We start from the raw sequence: 25,626 nt of genomic DNA on the forward strand, positions 1-25,626 counted from the left end.
CTCTAGTCCGGCAGGTGCGTCGGCGCGAACATCCGCAGCAGGGCCGGGAGTACGACCACCGACGGGCCGGGAGCGGCGAGGGCCTTCGCCAGGTCCGTCTCCAGGGTCTCCGGGGTCGTGCGGATTCCCGGGACGCCGAAGGACTCGGCGAGGGCCACGTAGTCGGGGCGGGTCAGTTCCGTGGCCGTGGGCTCGCCGAAGGCGCCGGTCATGTACTCGCGGAGGATGCCGTAGCCGCCGTCGTCGACGATGAGCCAGGTGACCGGGAGGCCGTGCTGCCTCGCGGTCGCCAGTTCGGCGATGGAGTAGAGGGCACCGCCGTCGCCGGAGACCGCCAGGACCGGACGGCTCGGGTCGGCGGCGGCCGCGCCGAGGGCCGCCGGGAAGCCGTAGCCGAGGCCGCCGGCGCCCTGGGCGGAGTGCATGAGGTTCGGGGCCTGCGCGTCGAAGGCCGACCAGGCCCAGTACGCCAGGATCGTCATGTCCCAGAAGGACGGGGAGCCGGCGGGGAGGGCCCGGCGGACCGATGCCAGCACGTCCTGTTCCAGGGTGAGTTCCTGGGCGGCGATGCGGTCGGAGACCCGGGACAGCAGTGCGCGTACCCGGTCGGCCGCCGTGTCGTCCGCGCGCGGAACCACCGTCTCCAGCAGGGCCTGGAGCGCGAGCCGGGCGTCGGCGTGGATGCCGAGGGCCGGGTGGTTGGACTCCAGTTTGCCGAGGTCCGCCTCGATCTGGACCACCCGGCCGCGCGGCTTGAACGTGTGGTAGTTGGAGGAGAGTTCGCCGAGGCCCGAGCCGACGACCAGCAGGACGTCGGCGTCCTCCAGGAAGTCCGTGGTGTGGCGGTCCTCCAGCCAGGACTGGAGGGACAGGGGGTGGTGCCAGGGGAAGGCGCCCTTGCCGCCGAAGGTGGTCACCACGGGCGCGTTCAGCGCCTCGGCCAGCTGCCGCAGCTTGCCGGACGCGTCCGCCCGTACCACCCCGCCGCCCGCGATGATCGCCGGGCGGGCCGCGCGCGAGAGCAGGTCGGCCGCCACCGCGGTCAGTTCGGGGCGCGGGGGGAGTTCGTCGGGGGTCGCGTCCACCGCCGTCACCACGGGCAGCGCGGTCTCCGCGAGGAGCACGTCCTGCGGGATCTCCACCCACACCGGGCCGTGCGGGGCGGTCAGCGCCGACTGCCAGGCGGCCGCGAGCGCGGACGGGATCTGCGACTGGGTGCGGACGGTGTGGACCGACTTCACCACGCCCCGGAAGGAGGCCGCCTGGTCCGGGAGTTCGTGCAGGTAGCCGTGGCGGCCGCCGCCCAGGCCCGCGGTGGGGATCTGGCTGCTGATCGCGAGGACGGGCGCCGAGGCGGAGGCCGCCTCGTGCAGTGCGGCCAGCGAGGTGAGCGCGCCGGGGCCGGTGGAGAGGAGCAGCGGGGCCGCCTCGCCGGTGATCCTGCCGTACGCGTCGGCCGCGAAGCCCGCGTTGTTCTCCACCCGCAGGCCGACGTAGCGCAGCGCGGAGCGGCGCAGGGCGTCGAACATGCCGAGGGCGTGCTGGCCGGGCAGCCCGAAGACGGTGGTCGCGCCGAGCCCGGCCAGGGTCTCCACGACCAGGTCTCCGCCGTTGCGGCCGGCGGGCGGGTTCAGGGCTGCGGCCGTCTGCGCCTCGGTCGGGCGGAGCACCAGGTCGTGGTCGTGCGTCACTTCGAACGCGCCTCGGCAATCTGTCGGGTCATGATCGTGGTCAGTTCGTACGCCGTGTGCGAGGCCGCCACCGAGGTGATCTCGGCGTGGTCGTACGCGGGGGCCACCTCGACGACGTCCGCCGAGACGAGGTGGCAGGAGGAGAGTCCGCGCAGGATCTCCAGCAGCTCCCTGGACGTCATACCACCCGCCTCGGGCGTGCCGGTGCCCGGGGCGTGTGCGGGGTCCAGACAGTCGATGTCGATCGAGATGTAGAGCGGCCGGTCGCCGATGCGCTGCCGGAGCTGGTCGGCCACCTCGTCGGCGCCCCGGCGGTAGACGTCCGCCGAGGTCACGATGCCGAAGCCCATCTTCTCGTCGTCGGTGAGGTCCTGCTTGCCGTAGAGCGGGCCGCGGGTGCCGACGTGCGAGAGGGCCGAGGTGTCCAGGATGCCCTCCTCGACCGCCCGCCGGAACGGGGTGCCGTGGGTGTACTCGGCGCCGAAGTAGGTGTCCCAGGTGTCGAGGTGGGCGTCGAAGTGGAGGAGCGCGACCGGACCGTGCCTCCTGGCGACGCTGCGCAGCAGCGGGAGCGCGATGGTGTGGTCGCCGCCCAGGGTCATCAGGCGGGCGCCGGTCCCGAGGAGGTCGTCGGCGGCGGCCTCGATCGTCTCGACGGCCTCGTTGATGTCGAAGGGGTTGACGGCTATGTCACCGCCGTCCGCGACCTGGGCGAGGGCGAAGGGGGAGGCGTCCTGCGCGGGGTTGTAGGGGCGCAGCAGCCGGGACGCCTCGCGGATGGCGTTGCCGCCGAAGCGGGCGCCGGGCCGGTACGAGACGCCCGAGTCGAACGGCACGCCCACCACGGCGACGTCGGTGCGGCCGACCTCGTCGAGGCGGGGCAGCCGGGCGAAGGTCGCGGGACCGGCGTACCGCGGGATGCGGGAGGAGTCGACGGGGCCGCGGGGCGTCTCGTTGCTGCTCATGGGCTGCTGCCTTCTTTCCTGCGCTTCGTCGCGTACGTACCGCTATGCACTGCTTCCGGCTACGACTCTACTGGTGGGCCGGGACCGGTTCGGACACGAGTTCGGGAGTCCCCCGGCCCGCGAGCCGCTCCCGCCAGTTCGCCAGCACGGCCGCGTCGGTCGGCCTGGTCGCCAGGGAGACGGCGACGTACGCGACGAGGGAGGAGAGCAGCCCGTAGTAGACGGGTTCGTTGGCGAGGATGCCGTAGCCCGCCATCAGGCCGATCACCGCGAGGCCGCCGACGGTCACGGCGGCGAGGGCGCCCTGGACCGTGCCGCGCTTCCAGAGCAGTCCGCCGAGGATCGGGACGAGCAGGCCGCCGACGAGCAGGTTGTAGGCGACGGTCAGCGCCTCCACCACGTCGTTGAGGGCGATGGCCGTGCCGATCACCCCGACCCCCATGACCAGGATGAAGACCCGGTTGCCCCGCACCTCGTCATGGCCGGCGTTCCGCCCCCGCCCCCGCAGCCGGGACCAGATGTCGTTGTTGGCGACGGTGGCGCAGGCGATCAGCGCGCCGGAGGAGGTCGACATCACGGCGGCGAGCGCGGCGGCCAGCACCAGCCCCCGGACGCCGACGGGGAGTTCGTCCTTGACGATGGTCGCGAAGGCGTCGTCCGGGCTGCCCAGCTTCGGGTACAGCACCTTGGCCGCCGTCCCGATCACGGCCCCGGCGAGGGCATAGACCAGGCAGTACGTGCCGGCCACCGTGCCGCCCCACTTCGCCGTCCGGTCGCCGCGCGCCGTGAAGACCCGCTGCCAGATGTCCTGCCCGATGAGCATGCCGAAGGTATAGATCAGCACGTAGGTGAAGATCGTCTCGCCGCCGATGCCCAGCGGGTCGAAGTACGCCGTGGGCAGCTTCGCCTTCATCTCGCCGAAGCCGCCCGCCTTCACGACCGCGATGGGCAGCAGGAGCAGCAGCACGCCGATCGTCTTCACCACGAACTGGACCATGTCCGTCAGGGTGATCGACCACATGCCGCCGAGCGTCGAGTAGGCGACCACGATCGAGCCGCCGATGACGATCGCGACGGTCCGGTTCATGTCGAAGAGGACGTCGAAGATCGTGGCGTACGCGATGGTCGAGGTGACGGCGAGCATGAGCGTGTACGCCCACATGACGACGCCGGAGATGACCCCGGCCCGGCCGCCGTAGCGCAGGTCGAGCATCTCGGAGACCGTGTACACCTTGAGGCGGGCGATCCGCGCCGAGAAGAAGACAGACAGGGCGAGCAGGCCCAGGCCGATGGTGAAGACCATCCAGGCACCGGAGAGCCCGTACTGGTACCCCAGTCCCACGCCGCCGATGGTGGACGCGCCGCCGAGGACGATCGCGGCCATGGTGCCGGAGTACATGACGGGCCCGAGCCGGCGCCCGGCGACGAGGAAGTCGCTCTTCGACCTGGCCCGGCGCATGCCCCACCAGCCCATGGCCAGCATGCCGGCGAGGTAGAGGACGATCACGGTGTAGTCGACGGCCACAGGGCCCTCCTTCGCTGGGGTTCTCGCCGGGGGGTGACGTGCCTCGACACTAGGTGGCCGGAAAGCGGCTGCGAAGTGTACGTTTCATCCATTCGAGCCGTACGGGACGGAGGAAACGCACACCATGCCGGACCCCGCGCTTCCGCCCACGCCACCCGTGCCCCTCGCCGCCCTCCTGGCCCGCGAGGACCTCGCCCTGCGCCGGATCGCCGGGCCGTCCGACCCCTCCCTCGTCATCCACGCGGCGCACACCTCGGAGATGGCCGACCCGTACCCGTACCTGCTGGGCGGCGAGCTGCTGCTGACGGCCGGGGTGCACATCCCGGACGCGGCGGGCTCGGGCACCTACTTCGACGACTACGTCTCCCGGATCGTCGCGGCGGGCGGCGCCGCCCTCGGCTTCGGGCTGGCCCCCGTGCACGACACGGTCCCGCGCGCCCTGATCGAGGCCTGCGACACCTACGGCCTCCCGCTCCTGGAGGTCCCGCCGCAGACCCCCTTCACCGCCGTCGCCCGCGCGGTCTGGCAGCTGCTGGCGCAGGCCCGGCTGGCCGAACTGCGCCGCGTCACGGAGGCCCAGCAGAGCCTGGCCGCCGCCGCGGCCCGCCCCGACCCGGTCCCGTCGGTCCTGCGGCAGCTGGCCCAGCGGCTCGGCGGCTGGACGGCCCTGTACGGCCCGGAGGGCCCCGAGCTCGCGTCCGCGGGCCGGCGGCCGGAGGCGCCGGTGACCGCCTCCCTGGCCGAGCTCGCGGAGGTCGTACGACCGTCCGGCCCCGGCACCCCCACCTCCGCCACCCACGCCACCGCCGGCACCCACCTCGCCGCCTACACCCTCGGCGCCGGCTTCGTCCTCGGCGTCGCCACCCCGTCCCGCGAACCGGGCGACCACACCATCGCCTCGGTCGCCACGGTCCTGCTCACCCTCCTCACCGGCGAACAGCAGAGCGGCTCGGGCGCGGCCCGCACCTCGGCACTCGTACGGCTCCTGCTGGGCGGCACGGCACAGGAGGTGGCCCCGCTCCTGGGCAGAGGGGACCACTGGTACGTCGTACACGCCTCGCCGAACGACCGACGCGACCCCGTCCCCTCAGGGGCGCGGGACCCCGTCGATCTGCGGCTCCGCCGCGGGGCGCGACCAGCCCCCACCCACCCGCACCCGCCCGACCTCCTCGCCGCCACCGCACTGGGCGCCGCACTGGGCTCGACCCTCATCGACCCCGGAGGGGACATCGTCCGAATCCTGACCCCCGCCGACCGGGCTCCCGCTCCCCAGCCCGGCTGGACCCTCGGCGTCAGCGCCCCCGTACCCGCACAGCAGCTCCCGGCCGCCGCCGCGCAAGCGGCCCGCGCCCTCGCCCGCGCCCGCGCGACCCGCGCCCCCCTGTCGAGGCACGGCACCCACCCCGGCCTGGCCGAACTGGTCCCGAAGGAAGAGGCACAGGCTCACGCCCGCGCCCTCCTCGCCCCGCTCGCCGAACACCCCGCCCTCACCGAGACGCTGCGCACCTGGCTCTCCCTGCACGGCAGTTGGGACCGCACCGCGGTCGCCCTCGCCGTCCACCGCAACACCGTGCGGCAGCGCGTCGCCCGGTGCGCGGCACTGCTCGGTGCCGAACTCGACGAGCCGGACGTACGGATGGAGCTCTGGTTCGCCCTCCGCCAGGAGTGAGTGACGCGCGTCCCAGCGGGCGATACGCAGGGCGGACGCGCGACGCCCTGCCTCACAATGGAGCCATGCCGATACCCGGGACGCCCAGCCGCGCCGAGCTCGTAGAGCACCTTGTGAAGACCCGTATCGCGGGCGATGTCGCCACCCCCCGTGAGAACAACCTGCTCCACTACCGCAAGCTGGCCAACGGCGAGCGCAACTGGTGGCTGGGACTGGAACTCGGCGACCGCTGGACCGACGAGCAGGACGTGCTGGCCGTGATGGCCGAGCGGGTCGGGGTGAACGACGACCCCGAGTACCGGTACGGCCAGGACACCATCGACCCCGAGCTGACCGTGGACGGCCTGAACCGGCTGGCGGCGCGGCTGCGCAAGGCGGCCGAGGGGCGGCAGCGGGTGCTGTTCGCGACCGGCCACCCGGGCGGTCTGCTGGACGTGCACCGGGCGACCGCGGCCGCGCTGCGCGGAGCCGGCTGCGAGATCGTGGTCATCCCGGACGGGCTGCAGACGGACGAGGGGTACGTCATGCAGTTCGCCGACGTGGCCGTCCTCGAACACGGGGCGACGCTGTGGCACACCCACTCCGGGGAGCCGATGAAGGCGATCCTGGGCGGTCTGGAGCGCGAGGGGCGGCCGCAGCCCGACCTGGTCGTCGCCGACCACGGCTGGGCCGGCTACGCGGCGCAGGTCGGCCTGGACTCGGTCGGGTACGCGGACTGCAACGACCCGGCGCTCTTCCTCGCCGAGTCGGAGGGCACCCTCCAGGTGGCCGTACCGCTCGACGACCATGTGCTCAGCCCGCGGTACTACGACCCGATGACCGCGTATCTGCTGGCCGAGGCGGGGCTGGCCTGACCGACCGATGTGCGGCCCCCGGCAGTGGGAGCCGCACATCGTGGCCTGGCCCTAGACCCTGAATGGGACCCTGAATCCCTGGTCTGCTGTGGCTGGTCGGTCAGAACCCGAGTCCGCCGAACCCGAGCCCGCCGAACCCGCTGACGCCACCGAAGCCGCCGTAGCCGACGCCGACGACGGGGACGACCGCGACGGGGACGACCGCGACAGTGGTGGGGTAGTACCCGTACCCGTAGCCGCCGTATCCGTAGCGGCAGTTGTTGAAGCCGCCGCCCCGGAAGCTGTTGCAGCCGTAGCTGCCACCGGCGACGACGTTCTGGTGAGTGGAGGCGGGGGCCGCCGAGGCGGTACCCGCGGCGCCGATCGCGGCACCACCGGCCAGCAACAGGCCGGCGGCGGACATCGCAGCGAGACGCCTCGCGCGCTGTACTCGCATGGGAAATACCTTTCTGCCGGACTTACGTCCGCTACGCGGCACGTCCGCTATGCGGCACATGCATTGTGCGGCATTTCACTCATAGAGCTTAATTCGGGATAAAGACGACGGCACCTCGGGCGGTCACAGGCCGTCATCGGCCCAGCTCACCGACCCGGAACCGGACCCGGGGCCGAGCTCGGGGCCGGCTCCACGGCCGGCCCCGGAGTGGGGTCCAGATACACCCGGCCGATCGCGGGGAACGCGGCCCGCAGCCGCTGCTCGGCCCGCTCGCAGGCCCACTCGATCTCGGCCGCCGTCGACACGTCCCGGAAGTCCACCTTGGCGGCGACCAGCGCCTCGTCCGGGCCCTGCACCAGCGTGGTCAGCTCCAGTACGGCGACGATGTGCTCGGACTCCAGCAGCTCCGCCCGGATCCGCTCCCGCACGGGCTTCGGCAGCGGCCGCCCGATGAGGAGCTCGGCGTTGGAGCGGCCCAGCACCCAGGCGACGTACAGCAGGAGCAGGCCGATGAGGAGGGAGGCGAGGCCGTCCCAGACGCCGGAGCCGGTGAGCTGGCCGCCGAGCAGGCCGCCGGCCGCGAGCACCAGCCCGACGAGCGCGGCCGAGTCCTCCATCACCACGGCCTTCACCGCGGTGTCGGGGGTGTGCCGGAGGTACAGCTTGAACGGCGCCTTGAAACGGGCCGCCTCCCCGCGCGCCTGCCGCAGCCCGGTCCGCAGCGAGAGGCCCTCCAGCACGAAGGCGATGGCGAGCACGATGTACGACACCAGCGGGTCGCCCGGCTTCTCGCCCACGGCCAGGGTGTGGATGCCGTCGTAGAGGGAGAAGACCGCGCCGCCGACGAAGGTGGCGACGGCCGCGAGCATGGCCCAGATGTACCGCTCGGGGCCGTAGCCCAGCGGGTGCTCCTCGTCGGCCGGCTTCCCGCTGCGCTTGAGGGCGGTGAGCAGCAGCAGCTCGGTGACGGTGTCGGCGACCGAGTGCGCCGCCTCGGAGAGCATCGCGCTGGAGCCGCTGATGACACCGGCGACCGCCTTGGCGAGCGCGATCCCGAGATTGGCGACGGCGGCGACGACCACCGTGAAGGTGCTCTCGCCGCCGCCGTTCTTCGCCTCCGCTTCCGTCACGCCCGTCAGTCTGCCCTGGGAACGCGGACCACACCCTCCTGGATGACGGAAATGGCGAGTGAACCGTCCTGGGTGTAGATGCGGGCCTGGCCGAGTCCGCGGCCGCCGTGCGCGGACGGCGACTCCTGGTCGTAGAGCAGCCACTCGTCGGCGCGGAACGGCCGGTGGAACCACATGGCGTGGTCGAGCGAGGCGCCCACCACGTCCCCGACCGCCCAGCCGCCGCGGCCGTGTGCGAGCAGGACGGAGTCGAGCAGGGTCATGTCGGAGACGTACGTCGCGAGGACGACGTGCAGCAGGGGGTCGTCGGCGAGCTTGCCGTTGGTGCGGAACCACACCTGGCTGTGCGGCTCGCGCGGCTCGCCGTACTTGCCGAACGGCGGCTCCTCGACGTAGCGCAGGTCGATCGCCTCGCGGGCCTCGATGAACTTCTCCACGACCGCCGGGTCGAGGTGGTCGTAGTCGCGGAAGCGGTCCGCCGAGGTGGGCAGGGTCGCCGGGTCGGGCGCGGCGGGCATCGGGGCCTGGTGCTCCAGGCCGTCCTCGTCCAGCTGGAAGGAGGCCGACAGGGCGAAGATCGGCCGGCCGTGCTGGACGGCGACCGCGCGCCGGGTGGTGAACGAGCGGCCGTCGCGGATGCGCTCGACGGTGTAGACGATGGGCGCGCCCGGGTCGCCGGGGCGCAGGAAGTACGCGTGCAGGGAGTGGGCGTGCCGGTCCGCCGGGACGGTACGCCCGGCGGCGACCAGCGCCTGGGCCGCGACCTGTCCGCCGAAGACGCGCGGGACGACGGCGGACCGGGACTGGCCGCGGAAGATGTTCTCCTCGATCTGCTCCAGGTCGAGCAGGTCGAGGAGATCACTTAGTGCCTGGTTCATGGCACCTTTTCTACTGGCCGGTAATTGCGGGGACCTTACAGGCCCATGTCCTTCGCGATGATCGTCTTCATGATCTCGCTGGTGCCGCCGTAGATGCGGTTGACGCGGTTGTCCGCGTACAGGCGGGCGATCGGGTACTCGTTCATGAAGCCGTAGCCGCCGTGCAGCTGGAGGCAGCGGTCGATCACGCGGTGCGCGACCTCGGTGGTGAACAGCTTGGCGCTGGCGGCCTCGGCCGGGGTCAGCTCACCGGCGTCGAGAGCCTCCGTGGCGCGGTCGACGACGGCCTCGGCCGCGTCCACCTCGGCCTGGCAGGCGGCCAGCTCGAACTTGGTGTTCTGGAAGGCGGCGACGGGCTGGCCGAAGACGACGCGCTCCTGCACGTACTGCTTGGCGAACCGGACGGCGGCCTTGGCCTGCGCGTAGGCGCCGAAGGCGATGCCCCAGCGCTCGGAGGCGAGGTTGTGGCCGAGGTAGTAGAAGCCCTTGTTCTCCTCGCCGAGGAGGTCCTCGACGGGGACCTTGACGTCGACGAACGCCAGCTCGGCGGTGTCCGAGGTCTTGAGCCCCAGCTTGTCGAGCTTGCGCCCGACCGAGTAGCCCTCCGCCTTCGTGTCCACCACGAAGAGCGAGATCCCGTGCCGGCGGTCTTCCTTCGTCGGCGCGGAGGTCCGGGCGCACACGATCATCCGGTCGGCGTGCACGCCGCCCGTGATGAAGGTCTTGGCGCCGTTGAGGACGTAGTGCGTGCCGTCCTCGCTGAGCTTGGCGGTGGTCTTCATGCCCGCGAGGTCGGAGCCGGTGCCCGGCTCGGTCATCGCGATCGCCCACATCTCCTCGCCGGAGACGAACTTCGGCAGGTACCGCTTCTTCTGCTCGTCCGTCGCCAGCAGCTTTATGTACGGCAGGCCGAGCAGCACGTGCACGCCGGAGCCGCCGAAGGCGACGCCCGCACGGGCGGTCTCCTCGTACAGGACGGCCTCGAACTTGTAGGAGTCGATGCCGGCGCCGCCGTACTCCTCGTCGACACGGATGCCGAAGACGCCGAGCTCGGCCAGCTTGTAGTAGAAGTCACGGGGGGCCTGGCCAGCGGCGAACCACTCGTCGTACACCGGTACGACCTCGGCCTCGATGAAGGCGCGGATGGTCTCCCGGAACGCCTCGTGATCCTCGTCGAACAACGTACGGCGCACGGCCGCCACCTCCACGGACTTCGGCATGTCTAAGCGCTTGCTCAGACCCCAAGGTACCGGCGGGTAGGCCGACGGGTCCAGGGCGAAGGGGGGAGCGACGGGGGTAACGCTCGTCACGCCCCCACCCCCGAAGCGATCCGGCGCACCGCACCCCTTACCCCGCCCCACCCCTCAACCGGCCACACTTCCCGACCCACCGCCCCCGCGACCCACCGCATGCCTCGCCCTGTCATACCTCTCACCGGCCACCCCCCGTGACCCGCCACACCCCACGACCCGCCACACCCCTCAACCGGCCGCACCTCTCGACCCACCGCCCCCGCGACCCACCGCATGCCTCGCCCTGTCATACCTCTCACCGGCCACCCCCCGTGACCCGCCACACCCCGCGACCCGCCACACCTCTCAACCGGCCGCACCTCTCGACCCCGCCACCGCCGCGACCCACCACACCCCTCAACCAGCCGCACCTCTCGACCCCGCCACCCCCGCGACCCACCACACCCCTCAACCAGCCGCACCTCTCGACCCCGCCACCCCCGCGACCCACCGCATGCCTCACCCCGCCACACCTCTCGACCCACCGCATGCCTCACCCCGCCGCCCGCCAAATAACCCGCCGCACCCCTCAACCCTCCGCCCACCAAAAAACCCGCTGTCGCGACCTCCGGGGATCGCCCGCCAGGAATCCCGCCGCGACGGCGATCGGCCACGACGGCGTAGCCCGGCGGCGCCGAACCGGACCTAAGCAGGTTCGGCGCCGCCGAGGGGCGTCGTCGTGGCCGATCGCCGTCGTGGCGGATTCAGGGGGTGCCTTTGGCGCGGCGGCGGCGGAGTGCGTGCGGAAAGGCGCCCTCAGTCCCCCGCCGCCGCGCCGAAGGCGCCCCTCGCCATCCGGTGCAGCAGGACCGCCGTCGCCCCGCGGCCCGGCAGGGAACCCGGTCGGCCCAGATGCGGGGTGGAGTTCAGGAGGCCGAAGACGGAGTGGACCGCGGAGCGGGCGGCCGGCTCCGGGAGTGCCGGGTAGACGCCGCGGACCACCTCCACCCACAGTTCGACGTACTGCCGCTGCAGCTGCCGCACCAGCTTGCGGTCGCTGTCGCGCAAGCGGTCCAGCTCCCGGTCGTGCAGGGTGATCAGTGGACGGTCGTCGAGGGCGAAGTCGATGTGGCCCTCGATGAGGGAGTCCAGGACCGCCGCGGGCCCGGTGTCCCCGTCGGCCTCCGCCAGGCGCCGCTTGGCCCCCGTCAGCAACTGCCCGCTGATCCCCACCAGCAGCTCCGCGAGCATCGCGTCCTTGCCCGCGAAGTGCCGGTAGAGACCGGGCCCGCTGATGCCGACCGCGGCCCCTATCTCGTCCACGCCGACACCGTGGAAGCCGCGCTCGGCGAAGAGCCGGGCGGCCTCCTTGAGGATCTGCTCGCGGCGCGTCGGGGCGTCGGTTCTCGTGACCATGAGGGCAATTCTAGACAGGGAGGTTAGCGGTCGTTAACCTGAAGGCAATGCGTTAACGCTCATTAACAAGGTGAGGGGATCGCGGCATGGACCAGGCACCGGAGCTGACGAGCGCGGCAGACCCCGCGTCGGAGGCCTTTCGGGCCAACGAGGAGGCGCATCGCGTCCTCGTCGAGGAGCTGCGCGGCAAGCTCGCCGCGGCGGCGCTGGGCGGCGGTGAGAAGGCACGGGCCCGGCACACCGCGCGCGGCAAGCTGCTGCCCAGGGACCGGGTGGACACCCTGCTCGATCCGGGGTCCCCGTTCCTGGAGCTGGCCCCCCTGGCCGCCGACGGGATGTACGACGGGGCGGCCCCGGCGGCCGGCGTGATCGCCGGGATCGGCCGGGTCAGCGGCCGCGAGTGCGTGATCGTCGCCAACGACGCCACGGTCAAGGGCGGCACGTACTACCCGATGACCGTGAAGAAGCACCTGCGGGCGCAGGAGGTGGCCCTCGACAACCGGCTGCCCTGCGTGTACCTCGTCGACTCCGGCGGTGCCTTCCTCCCCATGCAGGACGAGGTCTTCCCGGACCGCGACCACTTCGGCCGGATCTTCTACAACCAGGCCCGGATGTCGGGCGCGGGCATCCCCCAGATCGCGGCCGTGCTCGGTTCGTGCACGGCGGGCGGCGCCTACGTCCCGGCCATGAGCGACGAGGCGGTCATCGTCCGCAACCAGGGGACGATCTTCCTCGGCGGCCCCCCGCTGGTGAAGGCGGCCACGGGCGAGGTCGTCACGGCCGAGGAGCTGGGCGGCGGCGAGGTGCACTCCCGCGTCTCCGGCGTCACCGACCACCTCGCCGAGGACGACGCGCACGCGCTCAGGATCGTCCGGAACATCGCCGCCACCCTCCCGGCCCGGCGCGCGCTGCCCTGGGAGGTCACCCCGGCCGTCGAGCCGAAGGTCGACCCCTACGGCCTCTACGGCGCCGTCCCCGTCGACTCCCGCACCCCCTACGACGTCCGCGAGATCATCGCCCGGGTCGTCGACGGCTCCCGGTTCGCCGAGTTCAAGGCCGAGTTCGGGCAGACCCTCGTCACCGGCTTCGCCCGCATCCACGGCCACCCGGTCGGCATCGTCGCCAACAACGGCATCCTCTTCTCCGAGTCCGCCCAGAAGGGCGCCCACTTCATCGAGCTGTGCGACCAGCGCGGCATCCCGCTCGTCTTCCTGCAGAACATCTCCGGCTTCATGGTCGGCAAGGACTACGAGGCCGGCGGCATCGCCAAGCACGGCGCGAAGATGGTCACGGCGGTGGCGTGCACGCGCGTACCGAAGCTGACGGTGGTGGTCGGCGGTTCGTACGGCGCCGGGAACTACTCGATGTGCGGCCGGGCCTACTCCCCCCGCTTCCTGTGGATGTGGCCCAACGCCAAGATCTCCGTCATGGGCGGCGAGCAGGCCGCGTCCGTGCTGGCGACCGTCAAGCGGGACCAGCTGGAGGCCCGGGGAGAGTCCTGGGCCGCCGAGGACGAGGAGGCCTTCAAGGCGCCCGTCCGCGCCCAGTACGAGCGCCAGGGCAACGCCTACTACGCGACCGCGCGCCTCTGGGACGACGGGGTCATCGACCCCCTCGACACCCGGCAGGTGCTGGGACTGGCCCTGACGGCCTGTGGCAACGCGCCGCTGGGTGAACCCCGGTTCGGCGTCTTCCGGATGTGAGGAGGGGACTCGTGTTCGACACCGTACTCGTGGCCAACCGGGGCGAGATCGCCGTCCGGGTCATCCGTACGCTCCGCTCGCTGGGCGTCCGCTCGGTGGCCGTGTACTCCGACGCCGACGCGGACGCCCGGCACGTCCGAGAGGCCGACACCGCGGTCCGGATCGGTCCGGCGCCGGCGGGCGAGAGCTATCTGTCCGTGCCGCGGCTGCTGGCGGCAGCCGCGGTCAGCGGTGCCCGGGCGGTCCACCCGGGCTACGGCTTCCTCGCCGAGAACGCGGCCTTCGCGCGGGCCTGCGAGGAGGCCGGGCTGGTCTTCATCGGCCCGCCCGCGGACGCGATCGCGCTGATGGGCGACAAGATCCGCGCCAAGGAGACGGTGGCCGCGGCCGGGGTGCCGGTGGTACCCGGCGGCCGCGACCCCGAACTGGCCGATGCGGCCCGCGACCTGGGCGCCCCGGTGCTCCTCAAGCCCTCCGCCGGCGGTGGCGGCAAGGGCATGCGGCTGGTGCGGGACCTGACCCTCCTGGACGACGAGATCGCCGCCGCCCGCCGCGAGGCCCGCGCCTCCTTCGGCGACGACACCCTCCTCGTCGAGCGGTGGATCGACCGCCCCCGGCACATCGAGATCCAGGTCCTGGCCGACGGCCACGGCAACGTCGTCCACCTCGGCGAGCGCGAGTGCTCGCTCCAGCGCCGCCACCAGAAGGTGATCGAGGAGGCGCCCAGCGTGCTCCTCGACGAGGCGACGCGGGCGGCGATGGGCGAGGCCGCGGTGCAGGCGGCGCGCTCGTGCGGGTACCGGGGCGCGGGCACGGTGGAGTTCATCGTGCCGGGCGGCGACCCTTCGTCGTACTACTTCATGGAGATGAACACCCGCCTCCAGGTGGAGCATCCCGTCACCGAACTCGTCACCGGGCTCGACCTGGTGGAGTGGCAGCTGCGCGTGGCGGCCGGGGAGCGGCTCGGGTTCGCGCAGGAGGACGTCCGGCTGACCGGGCACGCGGTCGAGGCCCGCATCTGCGCCGAGGACCCGGCGCGCGGCTTCCTGCCCACCGGCGGCACGGTGCTGCTGCTGAACGAGCCCTGCGGGGACGGCGTCCGTACCGACTCCGGGCTCAGCGAGGGCTCCGAGGTCGGCAGCCTGTACGACCCGATGCTGTCCAAGGTGATCGCGTACGGCCCGGACCGGGAGACCGCGCTCCGGAAGCTGCGCGGGGCGCTCGCGGAGACGGTCACCCTCGGCGTGCAGACCAACGCCGGGTTCCTGCGCCGGCTCCTGGCCCATCCGGCCGTGGTGGCGGGCGAGTTGGACACCGGACTGGTCGAGCGGGTGGTGGACGGCCTGGTCGCCACCGACGTACCCGACGAGGTGTACGAGGCGGCGGCGGCCGTCCGGCTGGAGGCGCTGCGGCCGGTCGCGGCGGACGGGCGCTGGACGGACCCCTTCTCGGTGCCCAGCGGCTGGCGCCTCGGCGGTACTCCCAGGTCCGTCGGCTTCCACCTGCGGGTGCAGGACCCGGTGGAGTACACCCCGAGCGGCAGGCACACCGTCAGTGCCGACCGCGTGACGGTGACCGTGGACGGCGTCCGGCACACCTTCCACCGCGCCGCCGACTGGCTCGGCCGCGACGGTGACGCCTGGCAGGTCCGCGACCACGACCCGGTCGCCGCCTCGCTGAACCGCACCGCGCACCCCGGCGCCGACTCGCTCACCGCGCCCATGCCCGGCACGGTGACCGTCGTGAAGGTCGCCGTCGGCGACGAGGTCACCGCAGGGCAGAGCCTGCTGGTGGTGGAGGCGATGAAGATGGAGCACGTCATCTCCGCCCCGCACGCCGGCACGGTCGCCGAACTCGACGTGAAGCCCGGCGCCACGGTCGCCATGGACCAGGTGCTGGCCGTGATCGCCCCGCACGAGGAGGAGACGGCATGACCACCCCGGAGAGCGCCCTCCCCATGGTCGTACCGGCCACCGATCTGCCCGCCCGGGTGCGGATCCACGAGGTCGGCGCCCGCGACGGCCTGCAGAACGAGAAGACGGCCGTACCGACGTCGGTGAAGGCCGAGTTCGTCCACCGGCTGGCCGACGCGGGCCTCACGACGATCGAGGCGACCAGCTTCGTGCACCCGAAGTGGGTGCCCCAACTGGCGGACGCGGAGGACCTGTTCCCGCAGCTCGCCGATCTCCCGGGGGTCGCCCTGCCCGTGCTCGTCCCCAACCGGCGCGGCCTGGACCGGGCCCTGGCCCTCGGCGCCCGCCGGGTCGCCGTCTTCGCCAGCGCCACCGAGTCCTTCGCCAAGGCCAACCTCAACCGCTCGCTCGACGAGTCGCTGGCCGTCTTCGACCCGGTCGTCCGGCAGGCGAAGGACGCCGGCGTGCACGTCCGCGGCTACGTGTCGATGTGCTTCGGCGACCCCTGGGAGGGCGCCGTGCCGTTCCACCAGGTGGTCCGGGTCTGCAAGGCGCTGCGCGACATGGGCTGCGACGAGCTGAGCCTGGGCGACACGATCGGCGTCGCGACCCCCGGCCACGTACTGGAGTTGTTGTCCCTCCTCAACGAGGAAGGCGTGCCGACGAACGTCATCGGCGTGCACTTCCACGACACCTACGGCCAGGCGCTCGCCAACACCTACGCGGCCCTGGAACACGGCGTGACGACGATCGACGCGTCCGCCGGCGGGCTCGGCGGCTGCCCGTACGCCAAGTCCGCCACCGGCAACCTCGCCACCGAGGACCTGGTCTGGATGCTCCGGGGCCTCGGTATCGAGACCGGAGTAGATCTCGGCAAGCTCACCGCCACCAGCGTGTGGATGGCCGAACAACTGGGCCGACCCAGCCCGTCCCGTACCGTCCGCGCCCTCTCCCACCAGGAGTGACGACCATGGACCACCGCCTCTCCCCCGAACTGGAAGAACTCCGCCGTACCGTGGAGGAGTTCGCGCACGACGTCGTGGCGCCGAAGATCGGCGACTTCTACGAGCGGCACGAGTTCCCCTACGAGATCGTCCGCGAGATGGGCCGCATGGGCCTGTTCGGCCTGCCGTTCCCCGAGGAGTACGGCGGCATGGGCGGCGACTACCTGGCCCTCGGCATCGCCCTGGAGGAGCTGGCCCGCGTCGACTCCTCGGTGGCGATCACCCTGGAGGCCGGGGTCTCCCTGGGCGCCATGCCTATCCACCTCTTCGGGACCGACGAGCAGAAGCGCGAGTGGCTGCCGAGGCTCTGCGCCGGGGAGCTCCTGGGCGCGTTCGGCCTCACCGAGCCCGACGGCGGCAGCGACGCGGGCGCCACCCGCACCACGGCCCGCCTCGACCCGGCCACCGGCGAGTGGGTGATCAACGGCAGCAAGTGCTTCATCACCAACTCGGGCACGGACATCACGGGGCTGGTGACGGTCACCGCGGTCACCGGCCGCAAGCCCGACGGCAAGCCGCTGATCTCCTCGATCATCGTCCCGTCCGGCACCCCCGGCTTCACGGTCGCCGCCCCCTACTCCAAGGTCGGCTGGAACGCCTCCGACACCCGCGAGCTGTCCTTCGCGGACGTCCGGGTCCCGGCGGCGAACCTGCTCGGCGAGGAGGGCCGCGGCTACGCCCAGTTCCTCCGCATCCTCGACGAGGGCCGCATCGCCATCGCGGCCCTCGCCACCGGCCTGGCCCAGGGCTGCGTGGACGAGTCGGTGAAGTACGCGAAGGAGCGGCACGCCTTCGGCAGGCCCATCGGCGCCAACCAAGCCATCCAGTTCAAGATCGCCGACATGGAGATGAAGGCCCACACGGCCCGTCTGGCCTGGCGCGACGCGGCGAGCCGCCTGGTCGCGGGCGAACCCTTCAAGAAGGAGGCCGCCCTCGCCAAGCTCTACTCCTCCACCGTCGCCGTGGACAACGCCCGCGACGCCACCCAGGTGCACGGCGGCTACGGCTTCATGAACGAGTACCCGGTGGCCCGCATGTGGCGCGACTCCAAGATCCTGGAGATCGGGGAGGGGACGAGCGAGGTGCAGCGGATGCTGATCGCGCGGGAGTTGGGGCTGGTGAGCTGAGGCCGGCCGGCGGCGGGTGTGCTCCGGCAGGCCTCGGTGCCCGGAGCACGCCCGCGGCGTATCCGCGTCGCCCGTCAGTCCGCGGTGGCGGTGGCGGTGCCGGTGACCTGGTGCGGCCGGTTGCGTATCAGCAGGGCCGAGGCCACGGCCGCGCACAGGAACACGGCGGCGACGACGGCCGTGCCGATGTGGACGCCGGAGGTGAAGGCGTCGCCGACCGCGGCGGTCACGTTCGGCGGGGTCGTCCCGTGGCCGCCGGTGCCCGTGGCGACGGCGTGCTCGACGGCGGGCCAGGCCGCCCGGGGGACGTGATGGGCGTCGAGCCGGTCGGGCAGCCGGGACTGGAGCCGGCTCGCGAGCAGGGCGCCGAGGAGGGCGGAGCCGGTGACGGAGCCGATCTGGCGGAAGGCGTTGACGGCTCCGGAGGCCATACCGGCGTGTTCGTGGGAGACGCTGACCAGGGCGGCGGCGGTGCTCGGCGCGGCCACCATCCCGGACGCGGCACCGAAGAGCACGTACAGCCACCACACCCGGCCGTAGGAGGTGGCCGGATCCAGCGTGGTGGTGAACCCGGCCGCGGCGGCGGCCCCGAGCAGGAGGCCCACGGTGAGCGGGAGCTTGAAGCCGGTACGGCGGATCAACAGCGGGCGGCAGCGCCGCGACGCACCGAGCTGACTTACGATTGCAGAAGTCAGCGGCGACGCTATAGGCTGGCTTCACCTGAGGCAAGTCAGGTGGAGTGGAGAGATGCGGAGGACGGAGAGATGACGGACCTGCTGCAGGAGCGCGACGCCTGGTCCATGGCCAACTGCTCCGTCGCCCGCACCCTGGAGATCGCCGGCACCAGGACCGCGCTGCTGATCATGCGCGAGGCGTTCCTGGGCACCCGCCGGTTCGACGACTTCGCCAGGCGCGTGGGCATCGGCGAACCCGCCGCCTCGGCGCGCCTGAAGGAGCTGACCGCCGCCGGGCTCCTGGAACGCGTGCCCTACCAGGAACCCGGCCAGCGGACCCGCCACGCCTACCAGCTGACCGAGAAGGGCCGGGACTTCCTGCCCGTCCTCACGGCGTTGCGGCAGTGGGGCGACACCTGGGCCACGGACGAACAGGGGCCGCCGCTGGTCGTACGCCACAAGGACTGCGGTGCCCCGGTGCACGCGGTGCTGCGCTGCGACGACGGCCACGACGTACGGCTCAGGGAATCGTTCGTCGACGCGGGCCCGGGTCTCATCCGAGTCGGCCCGGACCGCCCCGAACCCGAACCCGAACCCGAACCCGGCCCCGACGGCGACTGAGACCCCCGGCGGGACGACCACGGCGCCCGCGCCCACCCACTACGAGGAGTTGCCTTGACGCTCGACTTCGACCCCGGGCAGGAGCCCAGGTCACGTACGTTCGCCTGGGAGGACCCCGCGATATCCGCGGGCGCCGTCCCGCACCACAGCGGCCTCGACTTCCTGCGCGAGATCCTGGCCGGGCGGCTGCCCGCCCCGCCGATCGCCGCCACCCTGGGCTTCACCCTGGAGGAGGCCGAATTCGGCCGGGCGGTCTTCGTGCTGGTACCGGGCGAGGAGCACTACAACCCGATCGGCAGCGTCCACGGCGGCGTCTACGCCACGCTCCTCGACTCGGCGGCCGGCTGCGCGGTGCAGTCCGTGCTGCCCCAGGGCACCGGGTACACCTCGATCGACCTCACCCTGAAGTTCCTGCGCCCGATCACCGTCGACACCGGCAAGGTCCGCGCCATCGGCACCGTCCTCAACAGCGGCCGCCGCACCGCCCTCGCCCAGGCCGAACTCCGCGACTCCGAGGACCGGTTGCTGGCCCATGCGACCAGCAGCTGCATGCTCTTCCCGGTCGGGGGCCGCCAGGGCACGTGAGCTCGGAGAACGGTGCTGGGCAGCACAGGGTTCTGACTCCGCCCCGCCTCACCGCGGGGTCATGACCATTCTCCGCGTCCTGGCCCGCAACCTTCCCTTCGCCTGCTTGGCGACCGTCCATGGCCGGTCGCACGGTTGGACACGCACCGGCCGTGGGGCGGTGTCGTAGGGCACGGCTGATTTGCCCGCATGACTCACAGGGATCCGCTCGTGCCGGCCGAAGCGGAGCAAGACCCTGCGCGGCGGGATTTCCTGGAGTCATTCCCCTTCGCCATCGGAATGGTCGAGGACAACGAGAGCCTGCCGAGCGACCTCGAAGGGCCGAGGGATCCCGTCCGACAAGCCGCATCGGGGACCCGTGCCGACTAACGGCTGAGGAAGTGACCCCGAGAGCAGCCACGCCGGTGCCGCCGAGGACCTGGAAGAGCCCGATCACCCTGAGGAGCTGCGGCCCCGCCGGAGGGCCGCCGTGGATACGGGCCGGCTTGTTCCGCTGCGTACTCATCGCCTTCGTAAAGAGGCGGGATGCCGCCTTTCTTGTAGTCGGTGGCGATGACAGTCCCTCCGCACAGCAGGCCGACTCCCACCAGGACGAGGAAGACGGCACCAGCCGTTCCGGGAGGAGTACCTGCCGAAGCGGGGCCGGCAAGATCGACGGTGTGCGTCACGCGGATGATCCTCAGGCTGCGCGGCGGACCGGTCAATGCCTGGAGCGGGGCTGGGAGCGCCGTCAACGCGATCTTTACTCACGGCTTGCGGCCATCGGCTTGGAAAGCTTGGGCTCTCGGTGGACGGCTACTTGGCAGAACTGAGGCGGAGCGGGCGCAGGGCCTGACTGACTGGCGGCCTGGTCCCCGCCGTTCCAGTCACCGCTGGCGGGCAGATTGCGGCCGGTGTTGCCGTACCAACCGTCCGCGTCGTCTATCCAGGCTGCCAGCGCCTCCAGGAAACTCGCGAGGTCCGCGTTCTCCCATGAGTGGCCCTCCTCGGTGTGGCTGCGGTGGAGGGCACGTGGCTCGGACGAAAGCAGCCAGGTCCTCTCTGCTGTCGACGTGATCAGGAGAGGTGTTCACGAGAGGCACCCTGCTTGGCACGCCCGTGGTAGGGCCGAGCCTGGTGAGCACGGCTTTGGGAGTTCGATCGAGCACTTCTCATGCTGCCCTCGCGCGCCTACCACTATGGCGTGCATGATCGCTCAAGGCCGCCTGCGTCCACCGTCGTTGATGTCAGACGGTGATGTCAGGTTGGATGGCCCGATGGAGCGTATTGAGGCCGAACTGTTCACAGACGGTGGCAACGACGCCGTGGTGCGCATGCCCGGCAGACGGTTCCCCGGGGTCTTGGTACAGGGTGACTCCCTTCGCATCCTCCGCAGCGACGTGTCCGAGGTGGTGGAAGCATGCGAACGAGGCGACCTGGATGAAGCGCGGGAGTCCGCCGGCCTGCTTCTTGCGAGCCTGGATGCTCTGCTGACGCGGTACGAGGCTGCGTTGGCCGAGCACGATATTCCGCGGCCGTACTGAGCCGCCGGGCCGTCAGCTTGGGAAGCTGCGGGCATTTGCGCTCGCTCGCGCGCTGACCTGGGCGAACGGCCGCGGTGCGGTCCCGTCGGGTCTGGACGCTTTCACCGTGGTCCCCGCTGTTCCCCCCTCGATCTGGTGCGCCTGTGGTGCGGGAGCGGTGCTGTGTCAAGAAGCCAATCGTCAGTGGGCAGCGTCAGCGAGCGGCGTTACCAATTCCGCCACTTGTCCGTGATCTGGTAGCGGCCGAGTCCATGTCGGGCGGTCAGTGCGACGATGTCGACGCCGTGCTCGGTGAGCGATTGGTCGATGAACTCGCACAGTTGCTCGCGCTCGTCGGTTTCATAGGCGCTCTCGTTGTGGGCTTCGTTCACGGCGTTCAGGTCCAGGACGACGCGCTCCACGACGCCGAAGATCTGCGCGTCGTCTGCCTCCCCCAGCCCAGGAAGCTCGCTCTCGAAGGTGTCGAGGACAGCATCGGTCGACGTGAGCAGTTCTTCGGGGAACAGTCCCGCCATATACGCGCACTCAGGGTCCAGGGTGCCGGCGGCAAGCTCCTCGGATTCCTTGACTACGCAGTAGCGCCAGTTCGCCGTAGGTCTCTCAGCCATGGAGCGGACCGTACAGCGCCAGTCTGACAGTGGGGCAGAACACCGGGCGGCCCGTACGCCGGCGTCAGCACCGGTACACGCTTTCCAACTGTGGTGGTGGGGTCTTGAACGTCGGTGAACGGTGCTGAACGAGACGGAAAGTGAGACGGGCGCCGGGGTCGTTGTCAGTGGTCTCGCCTAGTCTCCGGCCATGAGCATGATCGGTGAGTACCTGCGGGTCACGGCTGCTGAGCTGGACCGAGCGATCCAAGATCCCGACTGGGCGTTGGACTTCGTGGAGGAGGTCCAGGACGCCGAGGAGGAGTCTGAGACTGCGCCGGCCGAAGCGCGTCACTTCAGCACCTACAAGACGTGGGACATGCTCCGCTTCCTGCTGGCGCGCGCCGAGTTCCCCGTGAACGTGATCCACGGTGAGGAGCCGTTCGCCGAGGACGAGGACTGGGGGTACGGGCCTCCGAGGTACCTGCGGCCTGAGCGGGTCCGGCTCGCGGCAGAAGCCTTGCGGGCTACCACCTATGCCCAGCTGATCAGTGGTGTGGACCCCGCTGAACTGACCAGCGCCGAGGTGTATCCCCTCGGATGGAGTGAGCCCGGCTCACTGGAGTGGGGACGTCCCTGGTACGACGACCTCACGCAGTTCTTCGAGGCTGCCGCCAGGGCGGACAGCGCAATACTCGTCTGGCTGGACTGACGCGCCACGACAGGGGTGAGACCTCGTGCGGCCCTCACCTGCGCTGACGGTCCGAAGACGTTCGTGCTCATCCGCCGTTGTTCGTCGGTATTGTCACGCAGTAAGACACTCAAGGGTTCCGGGGCCGCGCTACAGTGCGCGCCGTGGACATACCTGGCTGGTCCGTCTGGATCGCTCTCGGCCTGACCGTCTTGCAGGCCCTCGGCCTCGGTCCCGTCATTCGCCGACTGCGCGGAACAGACTCGGCGGTGCGTTCCAAGGCGCGCCTTGACCTGATGGACGTCATCGGCTCCCTGCTGCTCTTTGGCGGCCTGCTGCTGAGTCTCGCAGTGACGGATTCCTGGTTCTGGCTCGCCCTCGCCGGCCTCGCGCTCCTGACCGCCGTCTACGCCACAAAGGGCCTCCACCGGCTCCGCGCTCGCCGCCGTCCTACAACCTGATCCAAACGACAGGCTCCAACCGCTCGGTGCGTTACTTCCTCTTGCCCCGGGTCTTGCCGGGGATCTGGGTGACCTCCGCCTTCGCTGCTCAGGAGCGATGAGCTCGTGCGCCCGGTGGTCGTCGTTGGTCGTCATCGGCTGCTGTCGATCGGCTTCGGACGGCTGGGGGACAGCCCGGCCTGGGACGAGCGTGACGGTCGAACAGCCCGGAGCGTCACCGACTTCGGTTGGCACGTCATGGGCGTTGGCGCCGGCGACGATGCACCCGCCGATTGGGCCTACTCCATCGGGCTGTGGCACACACTGCGCAGTCCGGAGGTCTGCGTCTTCGGCCTGCGGACGGACGTCGGGATGCCGGTGGTGAATGCGGCCGGAGACGGGATCCGAAACGGCCTCCCCCTGGAGCCGGACCAGCGCAGAGACGACGTCCTGGACGGCTACAACGTTGCTGTACGGCCCGTTCACCCCAGCTGGTACCAGGATTTCTTCGGCGCCGGCATCGACTTCTACCAAACCCCTCCACTGCCCGTCACTCAGCTGTTCTGGCCCGACAAGGCCGGACGCTTCCCCTGGGAAGACGGAGCGGACGACTACTGCCGCACGAGTCAACCGCTGCTCTGGATCCCGAAGTCCGACACCACCCTCGGCGCCCCGTGCACCGAGGACACCACGTTCTGATCCGTAGCTCTACAGAGATCGGTCATTGAAGTTCATATGGGCCTCGAGGAAGGCCCTGGGGAATGGTGTGGGGCGATGACGGTGCCCGGTTTGCTGTACTTCGTCGCTGTACAGCAGGATCGGACGATGTCCCGGTCACTAGGTGTTGCGGGTCATGACGTTCATGGCGCCGCTGAGTGCACGGCCCAGCCCGTCGGTTGCTCCAGCGATGACGATGGTGCGATCGGACATGCGCTACTCCTCGCCGGTATGTTCGTTCAGCAGTCGTCGGATGACGGTGATGTCGTCTTGGCCGAGCAGGCGTTCGGTAGCGAGGACCCGGTACCAGATCAGGCCGAACACCAGGTCGGCGACGAAGGCTGCCGTGAGGTGAGCGGGCTTGTCACCGCGGGCCGCGGCCCGCTCGACGACGGTTTCGAGCGCGGTCCTGCGTTTGATCAGGAAGCCGTCCTGGAAGCGGCGTCTGAAGTCTGCGTCGCGCTGCGCCTCGGCCATCAAGGAGCGCAGGACGGCGACTGCTCCCGGGAAGGCCATCAGGGCGGCGGAGTCACGCAGGAACGTGTCCAGCTCCGCGTCGAATGAACCCTGGTCCGCGGTTGAGACCTTCAGATCTGCCTTGAGCGCCAGGGCTTCGAGCAGGACATCCGCCTTTGTGGGCCACCAGCGGTACACGGTCTGCTTGCCTGCCCCGGCGCGGGCGGCAATGCCCTCGATGGTGAGGTCTGGGAAGCCGACCTCGGTCGTGAGTTCGTAGGCCGCGGTGAGGATCGCGAGCCTCGTCTGCTCGCTTCGCCTGCGGCCGCGGGCGGGTGTCGTAGCGCCGGTCATGCGTGCCAGCCTAAACCATTATCGAGACGCCACGTCTAGAAATGATGCTACGCTCATGCGAGACGTAACGTCTCGAAATAAGGAGCGAGCATGACCACTGCACTCGTGATCGGCGGCACGTCAGGGGTCGGCCTGGCGGTCGCCCGACAACTCGCCGGCCGAGGACACGCGGTCCACATCGCCGGACGAAACACGGAGCGGCTCAACCGGGCAACCGCGGCCATCGACGGAGACGTCCAAGGGCACGTTCTCGACGCCGCCGACGCGGAGGCGGCCGCCGCGCTGGCGGCGAAGATCGCCCCGATCCGCCACCTCGTCATCACCCTCGCCGGCAAGGGCGGCGCCGGCCCGCTCGGCGACTTGCCGCTCGATGGCCTGCGGCAGGCGTTCGAGGAGAAGTACTGGCCCACCGTCACCGCACTCCAGGCCTCACTCGCTCACCTCGGCGAGGACGCCTCGATCACCCTTGTCGGAGCCGTCACGGCGAGGGCTGCCCTGCCCGGCACAGCCGGGATCGGCTCGCTCAACGCTGCCGTCGAAGGGCTCGTCCAACCGCTCGCCGCCGAACTGGCTCCGATCCGGGTCAACGCCGTCTCGCCGGGGTATGTCGACACGCCCTGGTGGGACGGACTCGCCGCCGAGGACCGATCCGCGTTCTTCAACCAGGCCGCCGACGCCCTGCCCACCAAGCGGATAGCCACCGCCCAGGATGTCGCCGAAGCCATCGTGCTGCTGGCCACCAACCCCAACATCACCGGAACCATCATCGAAACAGACGGCGGCGCACGCCTCACCGCCTGACACTTCTTCACCATTACCCAACCGCCGCACCTTCGTGACACGGAACGGCTTCGACGATCAAGTGATGGCCTGCATGCAGAACGGGGTAGCGAACCGCTGTTCGCGACCCCGTTCTGCACTGCCTCAAGGAGCCTTCTCGTGACGCACGCCAACGCACCTTGATCCATCGGAGGACGCCGTCGACTCGTCGAGCGACGCAAGACGCGGCCGATCGCCCACGTCACAGCGGAGACTGGGATATCCCGCGCCTGCGCGTCGAAGTGGGTCAACCGCTACCGCCGCCACGGTGAGATGGGCTGCACGATCTCCCTTCCACCCCGCGGCGCCAGCCGGACCGCGGCAGACGCCGCTCTCGTGGCCCGGATCGAAGACCTCCGGCGCAGCCAGAAATGGCCGGCGCCCCAGATCGCATTCGAGCTCCAGACGGAGGGCGTCAAGATCAGCCGCCGCATAATGTCACAGCACCTGCTCGCGCTCGGGCTGAATCACCGCAAGTTCATCGCCCCGAACGGCCAATCGAACCGAGCGCCGCGGAAGATCACCGCGCGCCGCCCCGGGCACATGGTCCACGTCGGTGTGAAGAAGGTCGGCCGGATCCCTCTCGCTGTTGGGCCCGCCGCGGCGGTGCTGTGAT

General features: G+C 71.0%; 24 protein-coding genes and 1 pseudogene. 14 read left to right on the top strand and 11 right to left on the bottom strand.

Features of this window, described 5'->3' with window-relative positions:
- Positions 1-2: 2 nt before the first annotated feature.
- From ACIQVL_RS07600 to ACIQVL_RS07610, 3 genes are all read right to left on the bottom strand, one after another.
- Positions 3-1,691: a thiamine pyrophosphate-binding protein gene (locus ACIQVL_RS07600; protein WP_403474694.1), complete on the bottom strand. Its 1,689-nt coding sequence runs from the start codon at positions 1,689-1,691 to the stop codon at positions 3-5.
- Entirely contained in the window at positions 1,688-2,656 is a 969-nt protein-coding gene (speB, locus tag ACIQVL_RS07605; protein WP_403427288.1) for an agmatinase, read from the bottom strand. Before speB ends, ACIQVL_RS07600 begins: the two co-directional genes overlap by 4 nt.
- Positions 2,657-2,723: 67 nt before the next feature.
- Positions 2,724-4,181 (bottom strand): sodium:solute symporter, encoded by a 1,458-nt coding sequence (locus ACIQVL_RS07610; protein WP_403427287.1) that lies wholly within the window; start codon positions 4,179-4,181, stop codon positions 2,724-2,726.
- 124 nt (positions 4,182-4,305) lie between these two features.
- Here ACIQVL_RS07610 and ACIQVL_RS07615 point away from each other — a divergent pair, with 124 nt between their 5' ends.
- Together ACIQVL_RS07615 and ACIQVL_RS07620 are read left to right on the top strand one after the other, a co-directional pair.
- Positions 4,306-5,850 carry a PucR family transcriptional regulator ligand-binding domain-containing protein gene (locus ACIQVL_RS07615; RefSeq protein WP_403474695.1) on the top strand — a complete coding sequence of 515 codons (1,545 nt, stop codon included), beginning with the start codon at positions 4,306-4,308 and terminating at the stop codon, positions 5,848-5,850.
- Between the two features lie 65 nt (positions 5,851-5,915).
- Complete coding sequence (locus ACIQVL_RS07620; protein ID WP_403427283.1) at positions 5,916-6,704, top strand: phosphatase; 789 nt, start codon at positions 5,916-5,918, stop codon at positions 6,702-6,704.
- A gap of 100 nt (positions 6,705-6,804) precedes the next feature.
- On the opposite strand, the gene ACIQVL_RS07625 is transcribed toward ACIQVL_RS07620, so the two are convergent.
- From ACIQVL_RS07625 to ACIQVL_RS07645, 5 genes are all read right to left on the bottom strand, one after another.
- Positions 6,805-7,140, bottom strand: coding sequence for a hypothetical protein (locus ACIQVL_RS07625; RefSeq protein ID WP_403427281.1), 336 nt, complete (start codon positions 7,138-7,140; stop codon positions 6,805-6,807).
- Between the two features lie 146 nt (positions 7,141-7,286).
- Positions 7,287-8,270, bottom strand: coding sequence for a cation diffusion facilitator family transporter (locus ACIQVL_RS07630; RefSeq protein WP_403427279.1), 984 nt, complete (start codon positions 8,268-8,270; stop codon positions 7,287-7,289).
- 5 nt (positions 8,271-8,275) lie between these two features.
- The gene (locus ACIQVL_RS07635; protein WP_403427277.1) at positions 8,276-9,148 is read right to left on the bottom strand and encodes an acyl-CoA thioesterase; all 873 of its coding nucleotides are present in this window, start codon (positions 9,146-9,148) and stop codon (positions 8,276-8,278) included.
- Positions 9,149-9,183: 35 nt separating this feature from the next.
- Positions 9,184-10,341 (bottom strand): acyl-CoA dehydrogenase family protein, encoded by a 1,158-nt coding sequence (locus ACIQVL_RS07640; RefSeq protein WP_294005894.1) that lies wholly within the window; start codon positions 10,339-10,341, stop codon positions 9,184-9,186.
- An 855-nt stretch (positions 10,342-11,196) separates the two neighbouring features.
- Positions 11,197-11,796 carry a TetR/AcrR family transcriptional regulator gene (locus ACIQVL_RS07645; protein WP_403427276.1) on the bottom strand — a complete coding sequence of 200 codons (600 nt, stop codon included), beginning with the start codon at positions 11,794-11,796 and terminating at the stop codon, positions 11,197-11,199.
- An 86-nt stretch (positions 11,797-11,882) separates the two neighbouring features.
- Between ACIQVL_RS07645 and ACIQVL_RS07650 the strand changes: the two genes are divergently transcribed.
- The 4 genes from ACIQVL_RS07650 to ACIQVL_RS07665 are packed head-to-tail and all read left to right on the top strand — an operon-like array spanning position 11,883 to position 17,543.
- Positions 11,883-13,499, top strand: coding sequence for a carboxyl transferase domain-containing protein (locus ACIQVL_RS07650; RefSeq protein ID WP_403474696.1), 1,617 nt, complete (start codon positions 11,883-11,885; stop codon positions 13,497-13,499).
- A gap of 11 nt (positions 13,500-13,510) precedes the next feature.
- Positions 13,511-15,433 carry an acetyl/propionyl/methylcrotonyl-CoA carboxylase subunit alpha gene (locus tag ACIQVL_RS07655; RefSeq protein ID WP_403474697.1) on the top strand — a complete coding sequence of 641 codons (1,923 nt, stop codon included), beginning with the start codon at positions 13,511-13,513 and terminating at the stop codon, positions 15,431-15,433.
- Positions 15,430-16,377, top strand: coding sequence for a hydroxymethylglutaryl-CoA lyase (locus ACIQVL_RS07660; protein ID WP_403427271.1), 948 nt, complete (start codon positions 15,430-15,432; stop codon positions 16,375-16,377). The genes ACIQVL_RS07655 and ACIQVL_RS07660 overlap by 4 nt, the downstream gene beginning before the upstream one ends.
- A gap of 5 nt (positions 16,378-16,382) precedes the next feature.
- Positions 16,383-17,543 carry an acyl-CoA dehydrogenase family protein gene (locus ACIQVL_RS07665; RefSeq protein ID WP_403427270.1) on the top strand — a complete coding sequence of 387 codons (1,161 nt, stop codon included), beginning with the start codon at positions 16,383-16,385 and terminating at the stop codon, positions 17,541-17,543.
- 74 nt (positions 17,544-17,617) lie between these two features.
- Here the strand turns inward: ACIQVL_RS07665 and ACIQVL_RS07670 are convergent, their stop codons facing one another.
- On the bottom strand, positions 17,618-18,184 hold the full coding sequence (locus ACIQVL_RS07670; protein WP_403474699.1) for an MFS transporter: 567 nt from the start codon (positions 18,182-18,184) through the stop codon (positions 17,618-17,620).
- A 123-nt stretch (positions 18,185-18,307) separates the two neighbouring features.
- Here ACIQVL_RS07670 and ACIQVL_RS07675 point away from each other — a divergent pair, with 123 nt between their 5' ends.
- From ACIQVL_RS07675 to ACIQVL_RS07685, 3 genes are all read left to right on the top strand, one after another.
- A complete protein-coding gene (locus tag ACIQVL_RS07675; protein WP_403474700.1) occupies positions 18,308-18,838 on the top strand; it encodes a winged helix-turn-helix transcriptional regulator in 531 nt (176 codons plus the stop codon).
- Positions 18,839-18,892: 54 nt separating this feature from the next.
- The gene (locus tag ACIQVL_RS07680; protein ID WP_403474701.1) at positions 18,893-19,423 is read left to right on the top strand and encodes a PaaI family thioesterase; all 531 of its coding nucleotides are present in this window, start codon (positions 18,893-18,895) and stop codon (positions 19,421-19,423) included.
- Between the two features lie 1,187 nt (positions 19,424-20,610).
- Positions 20,611-20,946, top strand: a complete 336-nt coding sequence (locus ACIQVL_RS07685) for a DUF6959 family protein (RefSeq protein ID WP_403434255.1) — start codon at positions 20,611-20,613, stop codon at positions 20,944-20,946.
- Between the two features lie 206 nt (positions 20,947-21,152).
- Here ACIQVL_RS07685 and ACIQVL_RS07690 read toward each other — a convergent pair whose 3' ends face one another.
- On the bottom strand, positions 21,153-21,554 hold the full coding sequence (locus ACIQVL_RS07690; protein ID WP_403434257.1) for a hypothetical protein: 402 nt from the start codon (positions 21,552-21,554) through the stop codon (positions 21,153-21,155).
- A 190-nt stretch (positions 21,555-21,744) separates the two neighbouring features.
- Here ACIQVL_RS07690 and ACIQVL_RS07695 point away from each other — a divergent pair, with 190 nt between their 5' ends.
- The 3 genes from ACIQVL_RS07695 (at position 21,745) to ACIQVL_RS07705 (ending at position 23,363) form a co-directional block, all read left to right on the top strand.
- Positions 21,745-22,245 carry a YfbM family protein gene (locus tag ACIQVL_RS07695; RefSeq protein WP_403474702.1) on the top strand — a complete coding sequence of 167 codons (501 nt, stop codon included), beginning with the start codon at positions 21,745-21,747 and terminating at the stop codon, positions 22,243-22,245.
- Positions 22,246-22,388: 143 nt separating this feature from the next.
- Entirely contained in the window at positions 22,389-22,685 is a 297-nt protein-coding gene (locus tag ACIQVL_RS07700) for a hypothetical protein (protein ID WP_403434262.1), read from the top strand.
- A 105-nt stretch (positions 22,686-22,790) separates the two neighbouring features.
- Complete coding sequence (locus tag ACIQVL_RS07705; protein WP_403474703.1) at positions 22,791-23,363, top strand: DUF4262 domain-containing protein; 573 nt, start codon at positions 22,791-22,793, stop codon at positions 23,361-23,363.
- Between the two features lie 234 nt (positions 23,364-23,597).
- Here ACIQVL_RS07705 and ACIQVL_RS07710 read toward each other — a convergent pair whose 3' ends face one another.
- Positions 23,598-24,191 (bottom strand): TetR/AcrR family transcriptional regulator, encoded by a 594-nt coding sequence (locus ACIQVL_RS07710; RefSeq protein ID WP_403474704.1) that lies wholly within the window; start codon positions 24,189-24,191, stop codon positions 23,598-23,600.
- 90 nt (positions 24,192-24,281) lie between these two features.
- Here ACIQVL_RS07710 and ACIQVL_RS07715 point away from each other — a divergent pair, with 90 nt between their 5' ends.
- A complete protein-coding gene (locus ACIQVL_RS07715; RefSeq protein ID WP_403474705.1) occupies positions 24,282-24,992 on the top strand; it encodes an SDR family oxidoreductase in 711 nt (236 codons plus the stop codon).
- A 165-nt stretch (positions 24,993-25,157) separates the two neighbouring features.
- Positions 25,158-25,592 (top strand): annotated as a pseudogene (locus tag ACIQVL_RS07720) (helix-turn-helix domain-containing protein); the annotation flags it as partial.
- Between the last annotated feature and the right edge of the window lie 34 nt (positions 25,593-25,626).

Origin of the sequence: Streptomyces sp. NPDC090499, assembly GCF_044769305.1 — a bacterium.
Lineage (GTDB): Bacteria > Actinomycetota > Actinomycetes > Streptomycetales > Streptomycetaceae > Streptomyces.

Coding starts and splice junctions, on each gene's coding strand:
- speB (WP_403427288.1), bottom strand. CDS start 2,656: ATGAGCAGCAACGAGACGCCCCGCGGCCCCGTCGACTCCTCCCGCATC.
- ACIQVL_RS07615 (WP_403474695.1), top strand. CDS start 4,306: ATGCCGGACCCCGCGCTTCCGCCCACGCCACCCGTGCCCCTCGCCGCC.
- ACIQVL_RS07620 (WP_403427283.1), top strand. CDS start 5,916: ATGCCGATACCCGGGACGCCCAGCCGCGCCGAGCTCGTAGAGCACCTT.
- ACIQVL_RS07625 (WP_403427281.1), bottom strand. CDS start 7,140: ATGCGAGTACAGCGCGCGAGGCGTCTCGCTGCGATGTCCGCCGCCGGC.
- ACIQVL_RS07635 (WP_403427277.1), bottom strand. CDS start 9,148: ATGAACCAGGCACTAAGTGATCTCCTCGACCTGCTCGACCTGGAGCAG.
- ACIQVL_RS07645 (WP_403427276.1), bottom strand. CDS start 11,796: ATGGTCACGAGAACCGACGCCCCGACGCGCCGCGAGCAGATCCTCAAG.
- ACIQVL_RS07650 (WP_403474696.1), top strand. CDS start 11,883: ATGGACCAGGCACCGGAGCTGACGAGCGCGGCAGACCCCGCGTCGGAG.
- ACIQVL_RS07660 (WP_403427271.1), top strand. CDS start 15,430: ATGACCACCCCGGAGAGCGCCCTCCCCATGGTCGTACCGGCCACCGAT.
- ACIQVL_RS07665 (WP_403427270.1), top strand. CDS start 16,383: ATGGACCACCGCCTCTCCCCCGAACTGGAAGAACTCCGCCGTACCGTG.
- ACIQVL_RS07675 (WP_403474700.1), top strand. CDS start 18,308: ATGACGGACCTGCTGCAGGAGCGCGACGCCTGGTCCATGGCCAACTGC.
- ACIQVL_RS07685 (WP_403434255.1), top strand. CDS start 20,611: ATGATCGCTCAAGGCCGCCTGCGTCCACCGTCGTTGATGTCAGACGGT.
- ACIQVL_RS07690 (WP_403434257.1), bottom strand. CDS start 21,554: ATGGCTGAGAGACCTACGGCGAACTGGCGCTACTGCGTAGTCAAGGAA.
- ACIQVL_RS07695 (WP_403474702.1), top strand. CDS start 21,745: ATGAGCATGATCGGTGAGTACCTGCGGGTCACGGCTGCTGAGCTGGAC.
- ACIQVL_RS07710 (WP_403474704.1), bottom strand. CDS start 24,191: ATGACCGGCGCTACGACACCCGCCCGCGGCCGCAGGCGAAGCGAGCAG.
- ACIQVL_RS07715 (WP_403474705.1), top strand. CDS start 24,282: ATGACCACTGCACTCGTGATCGGCGGCACGTCAGGGGTCGGCCTGGCG.